Annotated in this window: 11 protein-coding genes; 3 read left to right on the top strand and 8 right to left on the bottom strand. The window is 65.7% G+C overall.

All coding sequences use genetic code 11. The features are described from left to right. The 5 genes from D7V77_RS33185 to D7V77_RS33205 form a co-directional block, all read right to left on the bottom strand. A partial coding sequence (locus D7V77_RS33185) for a PTS sugar transporter subunit IIC (protein WP_147452237.1) occupies positions 1-334 on the bottom strand: 334 nt, incomplete at its 3' end. Between the two features lie 4 nt (positions 335-338). Continuing rightward, entirely contained in the window at positions 339-824 is a 486-nt protein-coding gene (locus D7V77_RS33190; protein WP_120561225.1) for a PTS sugar transporter subunit IIB, read from the bottom strand. A gap of 33 nt (positions 825-857) precedes the next feature. After that, complete coding sequence (locus D7V77_RS33195; protein ID WP_120580288.1) at positions 858-1,280, bottom strand: PTS sugar transporter subunit IIA; 423 nt, start codon at positions 1,278-1,280, stop codon at positions 858-860. A 419-nt stretch (positions 1,281-1,699) separates the two neighbouring features. Continuing rightward, positions 1,700-2,620 carry an NAD+ kinase gene (locus tag D7V77_RS33200; protein WP_120580289.1) on the bottom strand — a complete coding sequence of 307 codons (921 nt, stop codon included), beginning with the start codon at positions 2,618-2,620 and terminating at the stop codon, positions 1,700-1,702. A gap of 22 nt (positions 2,621-2,642) precedes the next feature. Continuing rightward, on the bottom strand, positions 2,643-3,677 hold the full coding sequence (locus D7V77_RS33205) for an SPFH domain-containing protein (protein WP_120580290.1): 1,035 nt from the start codon (positions 3,675-3,677) through the stop codon (positions 2,643-2,645). 156 nt (positions 3,678-3,833) lie between these two features. Between D7V77_RS33205 and D7V77_RS45610 the strand changes: the two genes are divergently transcribed. From D7V77_RS45610 to D7V77_RS33220, 3 genes are read left to right on the top strand one after another with little or no spacing between them, the layout of a single operon-like run. Next, positions 3,834-5,249, top strand: coding sequence for a general secretion pathway protein GspE (locus D7V77_RS45610; protein ID WP_120580291.1), 1,416 nt, complete (start codon positions 3,834-3,836; stop codon positions 5,247-5,249). Between the two features lie 37 nt (positions 5,250-5,286). Further along, entirely contained in the window at positions 5,287-5,925 is a 639-nt protein-coding gene (locus tag D7V77_RS44400; RefSeq protein WP_199733934.1) for a hypothetical protein, read from the top strand. A gap of 28 nt (positions 5,926-5,953) precedes the next feature. Then, the gene (locus D7V77_RS33220) at positions 5,954-6,787 is read left to right on the top strand and encodes a class I SAM-dependent methyltransferase (RefSeq protein WP_120580292.1); all 834 of its coding nucleotides are present in this window, start codon (positions 5,954-5,956) and stop codon (positions 6,785-6,787) included. Between the two features lie 305 nt (positions 6,788-7,092). Here D7V77_RS33220 and D7V77_RS43370 read toward each other — a convergent pair whose 3' ends face one another. The 3 genes from D7V77_RS43370 to D7V77_RS46055 all read right to left on the bottom strand — a co-directional run bounded on the left by D7V77_RS43370 (position 7,093) and on the right by D7V77_RS46055 (position 14,537). Next, positions 7,093-7,512 carry a hypothetical protein gene (locus D7V77_RS43370; protein WP_126935702.1) on the bottom strand — a complete coding sequence of 140 codons (420 nt, stop codon included), beginning with the start codon at positions 7,510-7,512 and terminating at the stop codon, positions 7,093-7,095. A gap of 11 nt (positions 7,513-7,523) precedes the next feature. Next, on the bottom strand, positions 7,524-13,733 hold the full coding sequence (locus D7V77_RS33225; RefSeq protein WP_120580293.1) for an FG-GAP-like repeat-containing protein: 6,210 nt from the start codon (positions 13,731-13,733) through the stop codon (positions 7,524-7,526). 99 nt (positions 13,734-13,832) lie between these two features. After that, on the bottom strand, positions 13,833-14,537 hold the full coding sequence (locus D7V77_RS46055) for a MopE-related protein (protein WP_120580294.1): 705 nt from the start codon (positions 14,535-14,537) through the stop codon (positions 13,833-13,835). Positions 14,538-14,543 lie beyond the last annotated feature (6 nt).

The raw sequence follows: 14,543 nt of genomic DNA on the forward strand, positions 1-14,543 counted from the left end.
GCCCGATGAAGAGCAGCACGGCCAGCGACCAGATGGCCGGCGTGGAGCCCGCGCCGGTGGCGGCGGTGAGGGTGGCGGCGGCGGCGGCGGTGCCGGTGGCCGCGAGCGTGTCGTTCTCAGGGAGTGAGGCGCCCAGGTTGGCGGTGCCCAGGTAGAACAGCTCCAGCAGCATGCCGACGGACAGGCCCCCGCCCACGTCGCCCAGCAGGGCGCCCATGAACGTGGCGGCCACCAGGGGCCGGGACAGCATGGCCTGGAGGAACGCCTTGCGCTCCACGGCCACCAGCCCCCCCCAGAGACACGCGAGCGCCACCTGGGTCCAGCCGACGTTCACCGGCTCACCCGGCCTTCGACCAGCGCTCGGTCAGGTCCGGCAGGTCCACGGACTTCTCCGCGGGCACGGCGCGCGCCTCCACGCGCACGCCCTGCGCGGACAGCTGCTGGAGGGCCTGCAGCTCCCCTTCCGCCAGGAAGACGGACGGCGACACCTGCCGCCTTCCGGTGCCGAAGTGCACGTTGCCCAGGTTGAGCTGGTCCATGACCAGCCCGTGCTGGAAGGCGAAGGGCACGGAGGCGACATCCCTCAGGAGCACCAGGGTGCGAACGCCGTCCTTGGACAGGGCGGCGAAGTCCACCTGGGCCAGGGGGAGGATCAGCACCTCGATGGCGCTCTGCACGGCGAGCGCCATGGCGGCACGGATGAGTGGACTGGAGGCCGCCTCATCGTCCGCCACCACCACTCGGGACACCTTGAGGTGGGGGAGCCAGGCTTCGACAACCTGACCATGGATGAGGCGGTTGTCGACGCGGACCAGGGTGATCACGGCAGTCTCGAATCGCCGACCCGTGCGGGTCCGTCAAGTTCGCGGCTGCTGCTGGGCCTCGCGAAGCAGGGCGGACGCACAGGTGATGTTGCGCTGGCCGTACGACGCCAGCTGGTTGGCCATGTCCGACAGGGCCATCTGCTCCGAACGGAGCGAGTTGGCCTTCAGCAGCATGGGCAGATTGACGCCGGCCAGGACTTCCAGATTCATCCGCTGACACATCATCAGCGATTCCTTACAGGGGGTACCTCCGAAGAGGTCGGCCATGATGATGACACCGTCCCCTTCATCCACGGTCTTCACCGCCTGCTTCATCTTGGCGCGGAGGTCCTCGACAGGGGCCCCCGGCTCGATGCTGCAAGTAGCCACGGCGGGCAGCTTGCCCACGATCTGTTCAGCGGTTGAGACAAGCTCATCCGCGAGACGCCCGTGCGATGCGATGACGAGGCCGACCATTGATCACCCCTGAGCCACTTCCCGGGAGAATTTGCGTCCTACGCCCATCAACGACCGGACGCAACTCCGGCGAAGTATTCCGCCTGCACCTGGGAACCGCTTCCCCAACGACTTCGCTTCGAAGGTAAGGCGACTGCGCCCACCATGCCTGGAATTTCAGGTCCGGGGAAGGGACGGGGTGTCGTCTGCCGGACGGGGAGCCGGGCGCGGTCTCCCCACGCTCTAGGAGATGCGCGGTGCGGCCCCGCGGTGCGTGCCCCGCGGGACGAGCCCGGCGCCCCCGCTCGGTGGGTAGGAAGGCGACCGTGCCGTCGCGCGGGAGCGGCTGTATCACCTGGGAATCCCGGGAGGGCCCGCGAGGTCCAACGGTACTCGGGGCATACCGGATTCTTGGGACCTGTCGCATCGGGTGCGGTGTCTCAGTGGACGACCAGGCGAGCCCTCTGCTCGGCGGGACGGATGCGGGCGGTGGCGCCGGCGCCGAAGGTGAGGAAGTCCTCCTCCATGCCGTCGCTGAAGATGACGCCGCCCTGGGGCATGCGGGACTCGAGCACCAGCTCCGCCTGGGCGGTGACGAAGCCGCCGACGATGTCCGCGCCGGAGTGACGGCTGACGAAGGGCTCGCGCACGACGAAGGCGAGCCGCGCGTCCTCCCAACCGAGCGTCCAGGGCTTCCCCGGCGTGCCGCCCGTGCAGCGGGTGAGCCCCTGCGCGAGCGCGAACACGGACGACAGCCACCCGCTGGAACCCGCGCCGGTGGACACGAGCACCCCGCTGGAGGACTGCGACTCCTCCTTGCCGCCGTAGCGGACCTGGTAGCGGGCGGACACGTGCGTGCGCGCGCCGATGAACAGGTCGTTGAAGGCGAGCAGCCGCTGGCCGTCCTGGAGCCGCGCCTCCGCCAGTTGCACCTGGCGCATCCTCGCGCGGCCCTCCAGGGTCCGCTGCACCGCGCTCCGGGCGTCGCGCGGGAGGAAGGGCAGGAGCACGCCGTCGAAGCGCTCCGGGTCTGGGTTCACGCCCACGAGCGGCTGGCTGCCCACGTACTTGGCCACGTTGGCGACGAGCCCGTCCTGCCCTATCGCCACCACCACCTCCTTGCCGGTGAAGAGGAAGGTGGGCACGAGCGAGCGGTCCACCTGCTGCACCGGCAACCCCACGTCCAGCTGCGAGCGAAGGGCGTCCACCGCGCGGCGGTAGGTGTCGTCCTCCGCCTCGAACCCGTTGAAGTCCTGGCCGTTGTGCTCCACGTAGAACTTCGCCTGCTTCTTGGTGTTGAAGCGGACCACCAGGTCCGCCAGCCGCGTCTTGCGCGTGACGAGGACGACCTTCTCGAACATGGCGAGCCTCCTTCGCGGGACTTCAGCGGTCGCGGGGGTCGAAGTTGTGGACGTCCGGGCGGCCGGGCTTGGGCGCGGGGCCGGGGTTGTTGCCGCGAGGGCCTGAGGTTGCGGGCAAGAGCGAGCGCAGCAGGTCCGGCGACACGTTGAGCTCGCCGATGCGCTGCGCGTTCTCGCCCATCTCGCGGAAGGCCAGGGCGATGTGGAGCGCGGGGTCGGCGCCGTTGGCGGACGTGGCCAGGAGCGTCTTCCAATCCACGTCCTTCACCGGCGCCAGCGTCTTCTCCAAGGCGTACGCGCGCGCATCCGCGGACTGGCGCTCGTTCTGGACCCAACGCTCCATGAGGGCGGCGCGCTGCTCCTCCACCGCGATGTCCGCGGCCATCTTCGCCTCGCGAATCTGGCGCTGGCGCTCCTCCACCACCAGCTCCGTGGCCAGCTCGCTCTCCTTGATGCGGCGCTCCTGCTCCACGGCCGCGTTGCGGCGGGCGTAGATGGCCTCGTCCGCTTCACGCTGGAGCCCTTCACGCGCGGCGGCTTCCAGCGCGCGCGCCATCTCCGGCGTGGGCTGGATGGAGAGCACGGAGAAGGCCATCACGTGCACACCCAGCGCCTTCACGGACTCCGCCTCCGCCAGCGCCGCGAGCACCCGGGCCTCCAGCATGTCGGACTGCACCAGCACCTCGCGCAGGCTCAGGGACTGCACCACCGCGCGGGCCCGCACCTGCGCGGCCTGCACCAGCCGGTCCGACAGCTTCTCCGGGTCGTCGGAGCGGTGACGCCCCGCCGGGGTGATGGAGTAGTCCAAGAGCCCTGCCAGCCTCCGCGCGTCCTCCACCCGGTATGTCAGCTGCCCCTGGATCGTCACCGGCTGGAAGTCGCGGGTGACCTCGTTGAAGGCGAACGGGACGTCCGCGCTCGACAGAGGCACCGCCACCAGCGTCGTCGCCGGCTTCCAATAGAGGAACGACAGGCCCGCGCCCTCGCGGACCACCTCGCCGTCCCGGTACTGCATCACGTACGTGGTCGGCGTCGACTTCATGTACCCGAAGAACATCCGCGCATCCCCCTCACCTGCTGCGTTTGGTTTGTGTAACCTGGACACCATCTTAGTGTTGTTAATACACATTCGCAACAGGACGTGCGGGAAAGCGGTGTAGGTGGCGTGGATGCCGGTGGACGGGGTGGGCCCGGGCGTCCTTGAATCGGGGGCATGACGCGCAAGCTCGGGGAGCAGTTGGTCCTGGATGGAGTGCTGACGCCGGAGGTGTTGTCCCGGGCGCTCGCGCGGCAGAAGGAGACGGGGCTGAAGCTGGGTGAGTGCCTGGTGCGGCTGGGCGTGGACGAGACGCCGGTGTTGCGGCTGTTGGCGCAGGAGTTGAAGACGCGCTTCGTGTCCACGGAGAAGCTGGCGCAGGCGAAGGTGGACGCGGCGCTGTTGGAGCGGGTGCCGGTGCGGCTGGCGGAGGGCTTCGACTTCATGCCGCTGCGGCTGGTGCAGGACGCGCTGTACGTGGCCATCTCCGAGCCGCAGCGGCAGCGGGCGTTGGAGGAGATCGCGAAGACGGTGGGCGTGGCGCAGGTGCTGCCGTTCGTGGCGGTGCGCAGGTCCATCCGCGCGGCCATCCGGAAGCACTACTACGCGGACGCGCACGCCTTCGAGCACCCGCCGGAGGACCTGGCGTGTCCGCACTGTGGCGCGTCGTGCAAGCCGGGGGATTTCCAGTGCGCGCGCTGTGAGCTGTTGCTCGTGAGGAGCGTGGAGGACCTGCCGCCCCGGGACAACGTGTCGCTGGTGCGCGCGCTGCTCACGAGGCCGGAGCAGACGGGAGCGCGCGGAGTGCCCCGTCCGCCGCAGCAGGAGGCGACGCGGGTGGTGACGTTCCAGGCGCACGCCCAGCCGAAGACGAAGGGGCCTCCGGTGCGGCCGGTCATCGTCGCGAGCCTGGACCTGGTGAACCGGCCGCTGAGCCCGTTCGAGGCGTACGTGCTGTCGTTCGTGGACGGGCGCACGGCGCTGGCGGACATGGCGATGATCACCCAGCTGACGGAGCTGGAGCTGCGCGCGGTGTTCGAGTCGCTGTCGGAGCGCGGCGTGACGAAGCTGGTGGGCACGCTGGCGTCGGCGGAGGTGGCGTTCACGGGGGATGGCGTGCCTGCGTTCTCGCGCGAGCCGAAGACCGTGCCTCCGGCTGCGGCCGCGAAGGTGGCGGCGGCTCCGGCGGCGCGAACCCAGGCTCCGCGGCAGGCGCCGATGCCTTCGGTCTCACTGGCCTCGGCACTGACGTCGAAGCCTCCTTCCGTGGCACCGGCTCCGGTGGCCAGGAAGGAGGACGCGCAGGAGGAGGTGCTCCAGCGTGTCGTGAGGCTGGAGCAGGCGGGGAAGATGGCGGAGGCGCTGGACCTGCTGGAGCGCAGCATCGGGCTCCTGCCGAAGCCCGCGCCTCTCTACAACCGCATGGGGATGATCATCCTGAACCACCAGCGCGATTACGAACGCGCCAGTGCGTTCTTCAAGATGGCCTCGGACCTGGAGCCGGAGAACAGCGTCTACACGATGAACCTGTACTCCGTGCTGGCGCTCAATGCGGAAGCCACGAACGCGGGACAGAAGAAGCCCCGGCGCTGAAGGTACCCTCGGTTGAGGGGTCTGACTCTTGGGGATCATGAATCTGGACCGACAGATCCACCGCGTCTTCGGGCTCGAGAAATCTTCGGTCCCCGTGCGAGAGCAGCCCCTGCCCGTGAGCGATACGAGCCTAGCATTCATGGGCTATCCCATGCTGCGGCAGGCGGAGGTGTTCCTTTCCGTCCCTGCACTGGAGCGCTGGCGGACGGAACAGTCTCTGGCGTTCCCCCAGGAGTGCTGCGTCTGTCTGCGAGCAGTGCAGCGCTTCCTGCCAGTCCATGCTGCCCCAGGATGGATGGGCCTCCTTCGCCGGAAGCAGATCCTGGCGGCGGTTCCCCATTGTGAAGAGCATGGGCGCCAGGACGAAGCGCGACTCCTGGTCCAGGTGAACTCCTGGAGCGAGTGGGTCTGCCAGGTTGCGCTGATCGGGCAGAACGAAGCGTTTCTCCTCAAGACCCGGGAGCTCAACCAGACCGGGGACATGGCGCCCCCCTGGAAGGCATTTCCCGGGTACGAGCCCGTGTCTTCAGGATGGCGACAGGGCAATGGGGAGTATTGGTTTGCTCACGTCTGGTCTCCGTTCTGGCAACGCTTGTCTCCTGAGGAGCGGCAGCAATACAACCAGCGATGGACGGCTCCAACAGACTGGCACTCCTGGCTGATGGATCTTCCCTGAGACAAACCCCAGCGCTGAAGAGGTGCACATGCCCTCCCCTTCCGAGTCATACCTGCTGGACTTCCATGCGCGCCTCGCGGGCGTGACGTCCCGATGGTTCGGGCACGCGCCCGTGCAGCGGGATGAGGAGACGGCGCCTTCAACCTATGCGCTGCTGGAGGCGGTCGTGCCTCACGACGCGCGGCCCCTGGCGGTGCTCGACCTGGCTTGTGGGGATGGCTACCTCCTGGAGCTGCTTGCACGGAGGAAGCAGCCCGGGCTGTCCCTGATGGGGCTCGACATGAGCGAGCACGAGCTTGTCGCGGCACGGGCGCGGTTGCACGGCGCTGCGGCACTGTTCCAGGGACGCGCGCAGTCGCTTCCTCTCGGCGATGCCAATGTCGATGTCGTGCTGAGCCACCTGGCGCTCATGCTGATGGACGACGTGGAGACCGTGCTCGCGGAGATGCGGCGCGTGCTGAAGCCGGGCGGACGGGTGTCCATCGTCGTGGGTGGAGACCTGGTGCCGGGCAACGCGCTGGAGGTGTTCGCCGGACTCATGAAGAGCGCGGCGGCGGTTCCTCCCACTCGGCTGGGCGATCCGAGGGTCCGTACTAGCGATGGGTTGCGAGAACTCTTCGCCGAAGGCTTCGTGGACGTCGCGGTGCAGTCCCTCTCCGTGCAGGGGGATGGGTCGCCCCATGAGGTCTGGGAGTCGCTGCTCACGACGTACGATGCGGACCGTCTGTCCCCGGCTGCACAGGCGTCGCTCCAGGCCTCGTTCCTTCAGGCCGTGGAACCGCTGCGACGCGCGGATGGCAGCGTTCCGTTGCGCTGGGGCATGCGGCAGCTGACGGCGACCCGGGAGGCTCACGCGGCATGACCCTTCCCAGGAAGGGCACCTGCCGGGTTCGCTTCGGTGAGCCCCATTTCTAGTCGCACCAGAGGGCCGTCACTCCGGGCCAGGTTCGCGACATGAGCCGGCGGGCACTCACGGCGGGGTGGAGGCCCCTGGTCGCGGGGGCTCCGTTCCGCGTCGAATACAGCGTTCCGCTGGATACTCCCGGAACCCTCTTCCAAGAGCCCGAGCCCAGAAGACCGCGCCCCCTCCCGAAGGAAGAGGGCGCGGATGCACAAGCTGAGAAGGAGACGATGTGCGGTGCCTTGTCTGCATCCGTGGCCGGGCGCTCAGGTGCCGCTCGGCAACAACCGCCGACAGACGAACCCCTCCGGAGTTGGAATGCAGGCCGTTGCTTCGAGTTCTTCGAAGACGTGCCGCAAGGTTGAAGTCAACTTGACCCCGAAGACCTCCATTTCGGACCACGGGGGGTCGTGTGCGAACTCACCATGGTGCTCGGCCACATCACCGGCAATCCTGGCGCACATCGCCTCAGGAGATTCTCCCTCGAGAGCGGCGAATGACGTGACGCCCACCGCAAGAGGATCGGCTGCCGCATCCCCCAAGCCGCTCTTCCAAACTCCTTGGATGACTGGAGTGTTCTCGCGCGATTCAACGACCCATACGTGAAAGGCGCGAGCCAGCTCAGCCACCCGGTCTCCGAACCCCTGATCAACCACGATCCCCACTTTGTGCGGCGGCATTGGCATGGTGCGCTCCCCTATCGAGGCAACTCATCCGGTCGCGGGGGCCGTACGCCCCCTGGCGCGGACTTTTCATGGACGTGCGGCGTTGGAACGTTGTTGTGCGTGTGGGGGTTCGCGTGCTGCGTATCCACTCGCTTTGCCTGGTCAAAGCCCGTCGGATTCCGCGGGTTCGGCTGCCATTCCGCGTAACCAGTGACACGCCCCTGCGAATCTTTCTTGAACGTCGTATGCGGCCCCTCCGCCCTAAGGTCAGGCTTCAGATTGTTTGCGCCGCGTCCACCGTCCCCTCCAACCTTGACGGCGATCACGGCAGCCGTCGCTTGGGTCGCATCGTCTCCCGAGTCCCCTCTGCCTGCAACCTGCCCGAGGCGCTCAACAATCTTCGCCATGCCAAGTAGGAACTGATCGTCGACCTGGTCGACTGCAGCATCCAGTTCATCCGTACCGAAGTTGGCGGGCACCTGGCCCCCTGTCGATTCGGCCTGGAAGAATGCCCGACGCGCCTCGGACGTCATCGCCTCGAGTTCGCCCGCCGTCACACTTCCTGGCACACGCCCCGGTCCTCGTCTCCGACCGTCTGGCCCCGTCGCATACCAGGTGTCGTTCTGCCAGCCGAAGTAGGGGCCGTAGACGTTGGGGTCACTCGATTGCCCGCCTCCGTCACCTCCTACCGCGACGTTCTCCCAGCATCCGCCATCATCAGGGGTTCCAACGCAACCCCCATCATTCATGAGCCCACTTGGATCCGTGTAGCGAAGCGGATTGTTCCACGCGTAAGCGTAGCGGTTGTGGGACTGACTCCTGAACGGCGACTGGACGAACGGGTCCGGAGTCAGGAAGCGGCCTACGGATGGATCGTAGACGCGTCCCTTCATGTTGATGAGCCCTAATTCATCGTCATGTGAATGGCCGGTGAAACCCTCAGGCAGGCCCTTCCCCAGGACGGGCAGGTTGGCCGTTGCAAGCGCCTGAGGGAAGACACGACGACCGAACGGGTCAAACTTCATCCGAGCAACCAGCGCCCCCTGCTGGTCGGAGAGCGCCTCCACGCTGCCCAGCGGATCGCGATGAACGTAGGCGATGTCCTGCACGAACGGGCCTGACTCCCTCCGGGTCAGCGTCACTCGGGCAACGGGCCGTCCCCCCGCTGTGATGGAGAACAGGTGGCGCGTCCGCCATCTCTCCACCTGCTTCTCGTACAGCCCGGCCCCCACCATGACGGAAGACTCCCCGTTGGAGCGCGCCTTGCGCACACGTGCATCGAAGGCGTCGTACTGGAAGGTCAGCTCCTCCGCGCCACGCTGGATGCGGTGGGGGAGCCCTGCCACCGTGTACTCCACGCTGGTGCTCCCCGGGGCCGTCACCCGGAAGCCACGCGCGTCATATCCGTATGAACCCGGGGGGCCTTGAGTCACGGCGTGCGGCGGGGCGCCGTTCTGGCCATAGACATACGACTCGCTGGGAGAGCCACCTTCCACGGTCGTGCGGCTCGTGAGGTTGCCGTCCGGCGAGAAGCCGTACTCAAAGATGGCGCGCTGGCAATTCTGATACACCGTCCATCGAGTCAGTCGATCCAGGCTGTCATAATCAAACTCCTCGGTCGACTCCGCCACGCCGTCATTGCGTTCGGTGAGGTTGCCGTTCGCGTCATAGCTGAAGAGCAGTCGCTGGAGGTTGGACGTTCCCAACCCCGTCTCCACCAGACGCAATGAGCCCACGCTGTCATAGCCGTAATGGCTCTCCGTACCGTTTCCCAGAACGGCATGGCTCAAATGCCCGCTGGCCGTGCGAGCCCCCACCTGCCAGTAGACAAGCTGTGATGCAACGTTCCGCACGTCCAGCAGGTCTCCACGCGGCGTATAGCCATACTGGAGCTGGAGGCGTGAGACCCCCCGGACTTCCGGATAGGCGACCATCTTCAGCCGGCCGTACGCGTCGTAGGTGTAGTCGAAGGCGTAGGGAGCGCCCTCTACCAGAGTCGTCTCCTGGCTGCGACGACCGAGCGTGTCGTAAGCATAGGCGGTGGACACACCGTCCGCGCTCGTCGTGCCCGCCAGTGCGCCCACGCCGTTGACCGCCGTGTCCCAGGAGTACGTGCTTTCTCCAAGCGGAGTGACGACCTTGGTGGTACGGCCCAGGGCATCGCGGAGGAAGACCTGCTGCTCTTCCTCCGCGTCCTCCATGAAGCGCGTGTCACCAAAGGCGTTGTAACGCGTCACGGATACGCCGTTCGAAGGGTCGGCCAACCGGGTACGCCGGCCCCGCACGTCGTATTCCATGCTGGCGTGTCGCCCCACGGACTCGGTTCCCGTCACCGTGCCAAAAGGGCCGTATTCGAAGATCGTGTTGAGCACACCCCCCACCGGGTTCGGCTCGCTGACCTTCACGGCCCACCCGCGACCATTCAGTTCGGTCTTGGTGGCATTGCCCCGCGCATCCGTTTCCGTAAGGGTCAGCCCCTCATAGGTCAGGAGACGGAAGCTATCGTCCGGTTGCGTCAGCCGGGTGAGGCGCCCCAGCTCGTCGTATTGATAGCGCGTGCTCGCCACAGCCGTCCCGCCCGAAGGAGAGGGACGCTGCACCTCCACCAGGCGTCCAGCAGCGTTGTAGAGGTAGTTCTCCTCAGTAGGGCTGCCGGCGAAATCCTGGCGCTGCCGTGTCACCACTCGACCCAAGGAATCCAGAAAGACCGTTTCCGCACTGCCTCCCGCCCGAGTCGTCCGGATACTGCCCGGCAGGTATTCGTACGAAACATCCGCGAGCGTCGGTCCGTCCTCGACGCGCAGGCGGCCAAAAGCGTCGTACTGCCGGCGTTGGCGCACCCCATTCGCATCAACGGTTGCGGCCAGCACACCCAGTCCAGGGTGATAGGCCATCATCTGGCGATGCCCGGCCGGATTGATGATGGCGGAGACAGTGGTCTTCGTGGCGGCGTCGTACTCGTATGACGTGGTCCGTGTCTCTCCGGTCAGGGTCCGCAGCGTCACGCCGCTGCGAAGCCCCATTCCGTCCGGCGAGTAGTCGTAGTGGGCGGCCAGGTAGACGTCGAGGTCCGTCGAGTCCGGCTCGATCACCTCGTCCGTGAGCAGGCCCGAGCCCGGGGCATGGGTGAAACTCCGGCTGCGCGCACGAGATACCCCCAGGGCAGTCGTAGCGGTCTCCGTGACCCGGCTGGGCAGTCCCACCTGCCATGTCGAGGCACGGTTCTCATAGGTGGTGTCACGCCGCGACACGTAACCATCCGACCACACCCACTTTTCCGCTTTCACATTGCCGAAGTCCGCATCGAAATCCTCCACTGTGTGCGTCACGGACCACAGCGTGGGCAGCCCCAGTTCGTACGCATGCTCGGCCTTCGATGCCGTGTAGACGGCGAAGTAGCGAGTTCCATCCGCCGCGGTGCGCTCAACATACGCAGGAGTGGCGACGGTTTCCCGGATCCAGGTTCTGCCATTCGACAGCGGGGTGCGCACCGTACGATTGAGAAGCTGCCGCGCCAGCGGGTACCTCGTCCCCACGAGAGGAGCGAGGGCATAGGTCTCACGCGAGACGGATCCAGAAGAGTGGTCCGTCACCGTTCGCTTGCGAATGCCGAGCAGCCCCTTTCCCATGGCATCCAGGCGGGCGTCCTCGTACTGGTAGGAAACGCGGCGCATCGGGTGGCCCGGCCCCGCCTCGGTTCGCATCTCGGAAGCCAGCCACATGCCCTGCCGCACGCAGGGCTGTGGGTAGATGCAGCTCTGCCCTCGAGTGTACGTGGCCGTGTCCGTGAGCGGCGCGTAGTCGAACTCCACCCGTGCGCCCATGGCATCTGTCGCCGACCGCAACAGAAAGGGTTTTACTCCCTGTCGGATCCATATCTGGAGTGCGGAGGCTGAGCTATCCGGCTGCACGAAGTCCATCTGCCCATCGCCATTCACATCCAGCGCAAGCGAGCGATACATCCCTCGATCCGCGGACACCGCGCCAATGGGGATGAAGAGCGTGGTATCAACAAAGCTGGACCCGCGCGACAGAAGCACCCGAGCCCGGGACCGTGCGAAGGAGCCCGGAACAGTCGCGACACCCTGATCCAAAAGCACGATGTCCTGAAGCCCATCACCATTGATATCAGCCACGCGCACACCGTTATCGATGGAATGGCGTGTGTTGCCCCAGCCTTCGGGCGGAGGATTGAGGTATTCAAGTGCCGGCCCCACCTTGGCCTCAGCCGGGAAACCCTGTGTGGGTTGCGGCACGAAGCCCAGTCCCGTGTTGAGCGAGAGGGTCGCGTCTCCGCCGGCCTGAGGATAGGACACGAGGTCCGTCAGGCCATCGCGGTTGACGTCAACGAACAAGTGCCTCTGTCCGCTCGTCTCCTCACGAGGGATTGAAGTCTCCTTCCAAAGAGAGGTTCCATCCGCCTTCATGCCCAGAAACCAGTAGTTACTGCCCACCATATAGGGAATTGCGTCATCACCCGGATCGCTCTCCCACCTGGGGATGAGCAGACCCGTGCGCCCCGAGCCGTCCAGGTCAAGCGGGAATGCCGTTGTCAACGCGGGGAAACTGGGAGGCGCGAGGCCCATGGAGAATGGAGCACCGCTGTTGATGGGTCCCAGCCGGTACCCAAGTCCAACCAGGCCCTGGCCACCCATCGGCAGCCCTGTCGGGCGGAGCAAATCCAGCCGTCCGTCCCCATTCAGGTCCACGGTCCAGAAGTTGCGCAACGAAGTCCCAAGTTCGGCTTGCTGCTCCTCTCGGCTGAACGCGCCACCGCCCCAGCTCTTCATCAGGTGAAGGATCCGCTCGCCCGTTGGGACATTGTTCGTGGAAACAATGAAGTCCAGGAGTCCATCTCCGTCCCAGTCGGTGAAGCGCCCATCGGAGGTGGACTCCCCGGCAGAAGGGGGCACCGGAAGAAAGGCCAACGGCTTCTCGGCGTCGAAACCCGTGCCATTGCTGTAGCGCACGAACCATTGCACGGCCGAGGTTCCCACCCGCTTGCGGTAGACGAGGTCGTCCCGTCCGTCCGCATTGACGTCAGCGCCCAAGAAGGACTGCAGGTCAGCATATGCGCTCGGATTTGGAGGCTCTGTCGTCAGCGCGTAGTTCCACAGGTTTCCCCAGCTAGTGGGGTCAAGGCTTTGGGCATAGGTGAACCGGAAGGGGTTTCGGCAAATGTTACTTCCGTCACACTCCGTCACTTCGCCCAGGGTGCTGATTCCCGCGGCGCTCCCATTCGGTTCGTTCGGCAGTCCGTCGTAGCGGTAGCCCAGCGTGTACGAACGCAACAAGGAGCGCGTCTGGCCCAGCCCGGTAGGCCCCCATGCCTCTATTTTCTTCAGCCGGCGCCGAAGCTGGAGGGAGAATCCGCCTGCGAAGCTGCCCACCACATCCGTACGCGGTTCGTACGCGAAGGAGACGCTCGCGAGCGCAGGAGGTGCTCCCGCCACGGAGGAACCTGTGTATCGGATCTCCACCGGCAGCTGCTCCTCTGCCGCAGCGGGAATGTCGTATGTCACCGTGAGGAAGTTGCCGCTGCGATCCTCGACGCGGGACAGGGCCCAGGCGAAGGTGCGCGTGCCCCCTTCCGGTATGGGCTGCTGGTGGGTCGCGGAGCCGCTCCCCCCCAATGTAAGGATCAGACCATCCTTCGTGTACATCTTGAAGGTGGCGGGTCCATTGTCGCCTACACCCAGAGATACAACGCGAGCATAGACATCATTCTCGGTGCGATACTCGGCTCCGTCAGCACCATAGGCGCCTGAGACAACCATCAGCCGTTGGCCGTCCAGACAGAAGCGATCGCTCGTATCGAAGCGGATCCGGTCAGAGGCACCATCGTGGGCCATCGTCTTGCGGCAGCGTGTGATGCGTGAAAGGCCGGCGAGATTCCAACCCATTCCAATCAGCCCATTGCCGCTGTCGCTGCTGTAGTTCAGCGCCAGCCGTGGTTCGATGCCCAGTCGCCCTGGAGACGTCCACAATGGGAACGTGTAGCGGGCGGTGCCCACCGACGTGACCCATGCACCAGGCATCGTGGAGCCTGCGGCTTTCGAAGAACTCGTCTGGGTCTGAAGGACGGTGTCGGAATCGACGACAGGGGGCGAAGCATCACCGATGTGCTGGCGCCGTGTGGCCATGAGTTGACGTGTGTCGTTGATGGGAGCGGAAGGGCTACAACTGGCCACGAGTTGCGTGGCATAGATCCAGACCACCGCGCAAGCAGAGACTCGTTTCATGGTGATTCCCGAGATAATCTATGATGTTTCAGTGAAAATTATTTACACACCGACGGATTCGCACGCCCCCATGCGGAGAATCAGGAGAGCGGATGGGATTCACAGCGTCGGGCACGTTCCACAATCATGGCTGCCACCGCAGCCATCCGGAGCGACACCGCAAGCGGTATGGGCGCAGGCCTCCGTCTGTGGCACTGGCGTGCATTCGCAGGACATGTCATCAAACCGGCAGACATCGCCTTCGTCCACAGCGAGATCGCAGTCGTTGTCCCGACCGTCGCAGCGCTCAAGCTCTGGAGCCAGCGGGATGCATGTCTGGGGCTGGCCATCACGACACGCCGGGACGGATGCCGCACATTGCCCCTGCCCACAGCTCAATGTTCCCAGCCCTTCATCACTCACACCGTCGCAATCGTTGTCCCGCCCGTCACAGACTTCAGGGGAGGACGGCAGAGGGAAGCAGACCTGCCAGACACCGCCCTGACAGGCGTATTTCGAGGTATAGCAATCTCCAACACCACAAGAGATCCGACCAAACTCGTCCTCGTCGCGCACGCCATCACAATCACTATCGACGCCGTCACACGCTTCCGGAGTGGGAAAGATGACCTGCTCGCAGGCGTAGTCTCCGTTGGAGCAAATCAACCGGCCGGCGGAGCACGCACCCGGTTTGTTCACGGAGCAGCCTTGGGGGGTGATGTTGTCAACGATGCCGTCAAGGTCATCATCACACGAGTTACACGTTTCAGGTCTGGGCGCGAGTTGGCTCTGGCAGACGCCAAAGTTGCCATCCCCCAGGCACATCTGGGT

The organism is Corallococcus sp. CA041A (assembly GCF_003612075.1).
Taxonomy (GTDB): Bacteria; Myxococcota; Myxococcia; order Myxococcales; family Myxococcaceae; genus Corallococcus; species Corallococcus exiguus.

Coding starts and splice junctions, on each gene's coding strand:
- D7V77_RS33200 (WP_120580289.1), bottom strand. CDS start 2,620: ATGTTCGAGAAGGTCGTCCTCGTCACGCGCAAGACGCGGCTGGCGGAC.
- D7V77_RS43370 (WP_126935702.1), bottom strand. CDS start 7,512: ATGCCAATGCCGCCGCACAAAGTGGGGATCGTGGTTGATCAGGGGTTC.
- D7V77_RS45610 (WP_120580291.1), top strand. CDS start 3,834: ATGACGCGCAAGCTCGGGGAGCAGTTGGTCCTGGATGGAGTGCTGACG.
- D7V77_RS44400 (WP_199733934.1), top strand. CDS start 5,287: ATGAATCTGGACCGACAGATCCACCGCGTCTTCGGGCTCGAGAAATCT.
- D7V77_RS33205 (WP_120580290.1), bottom strand. CDS start 3,677: ATGTTCTTCGGGTACATGAAGTCGACGCCGACCACGTACGTGATGCAG.
- D7V77_RS33220 (WP_120580292.1), top strand. CDS start 5,954: ATGCCCTCCCCTTCCGAGTCATACCTGCTGGACTTCCATGCGCGCCTC.
- D7V77_RS33225 (WP_120580293.1), bottom strand. CDS start 13,733: ATGAAACGAGTCTCTGCTTGCGCGGTGGTCTGGATCTATGCCACGCAA.
- D7V77_RS33195 (WP_120580288.1), bottom strand. CDS start 1,280: ATGGTCGGCCTCGTCATCGCATCGCACGGGCGTCTCGCGGATGAGCTT.
- D7V77_RS46055 (WP_120580294.1), bottom strand. CDS start 14,537: ATGTGCCTGGGGGATGGCAACTTTGGCGTCTGCCAGAGCCAACTCGCG.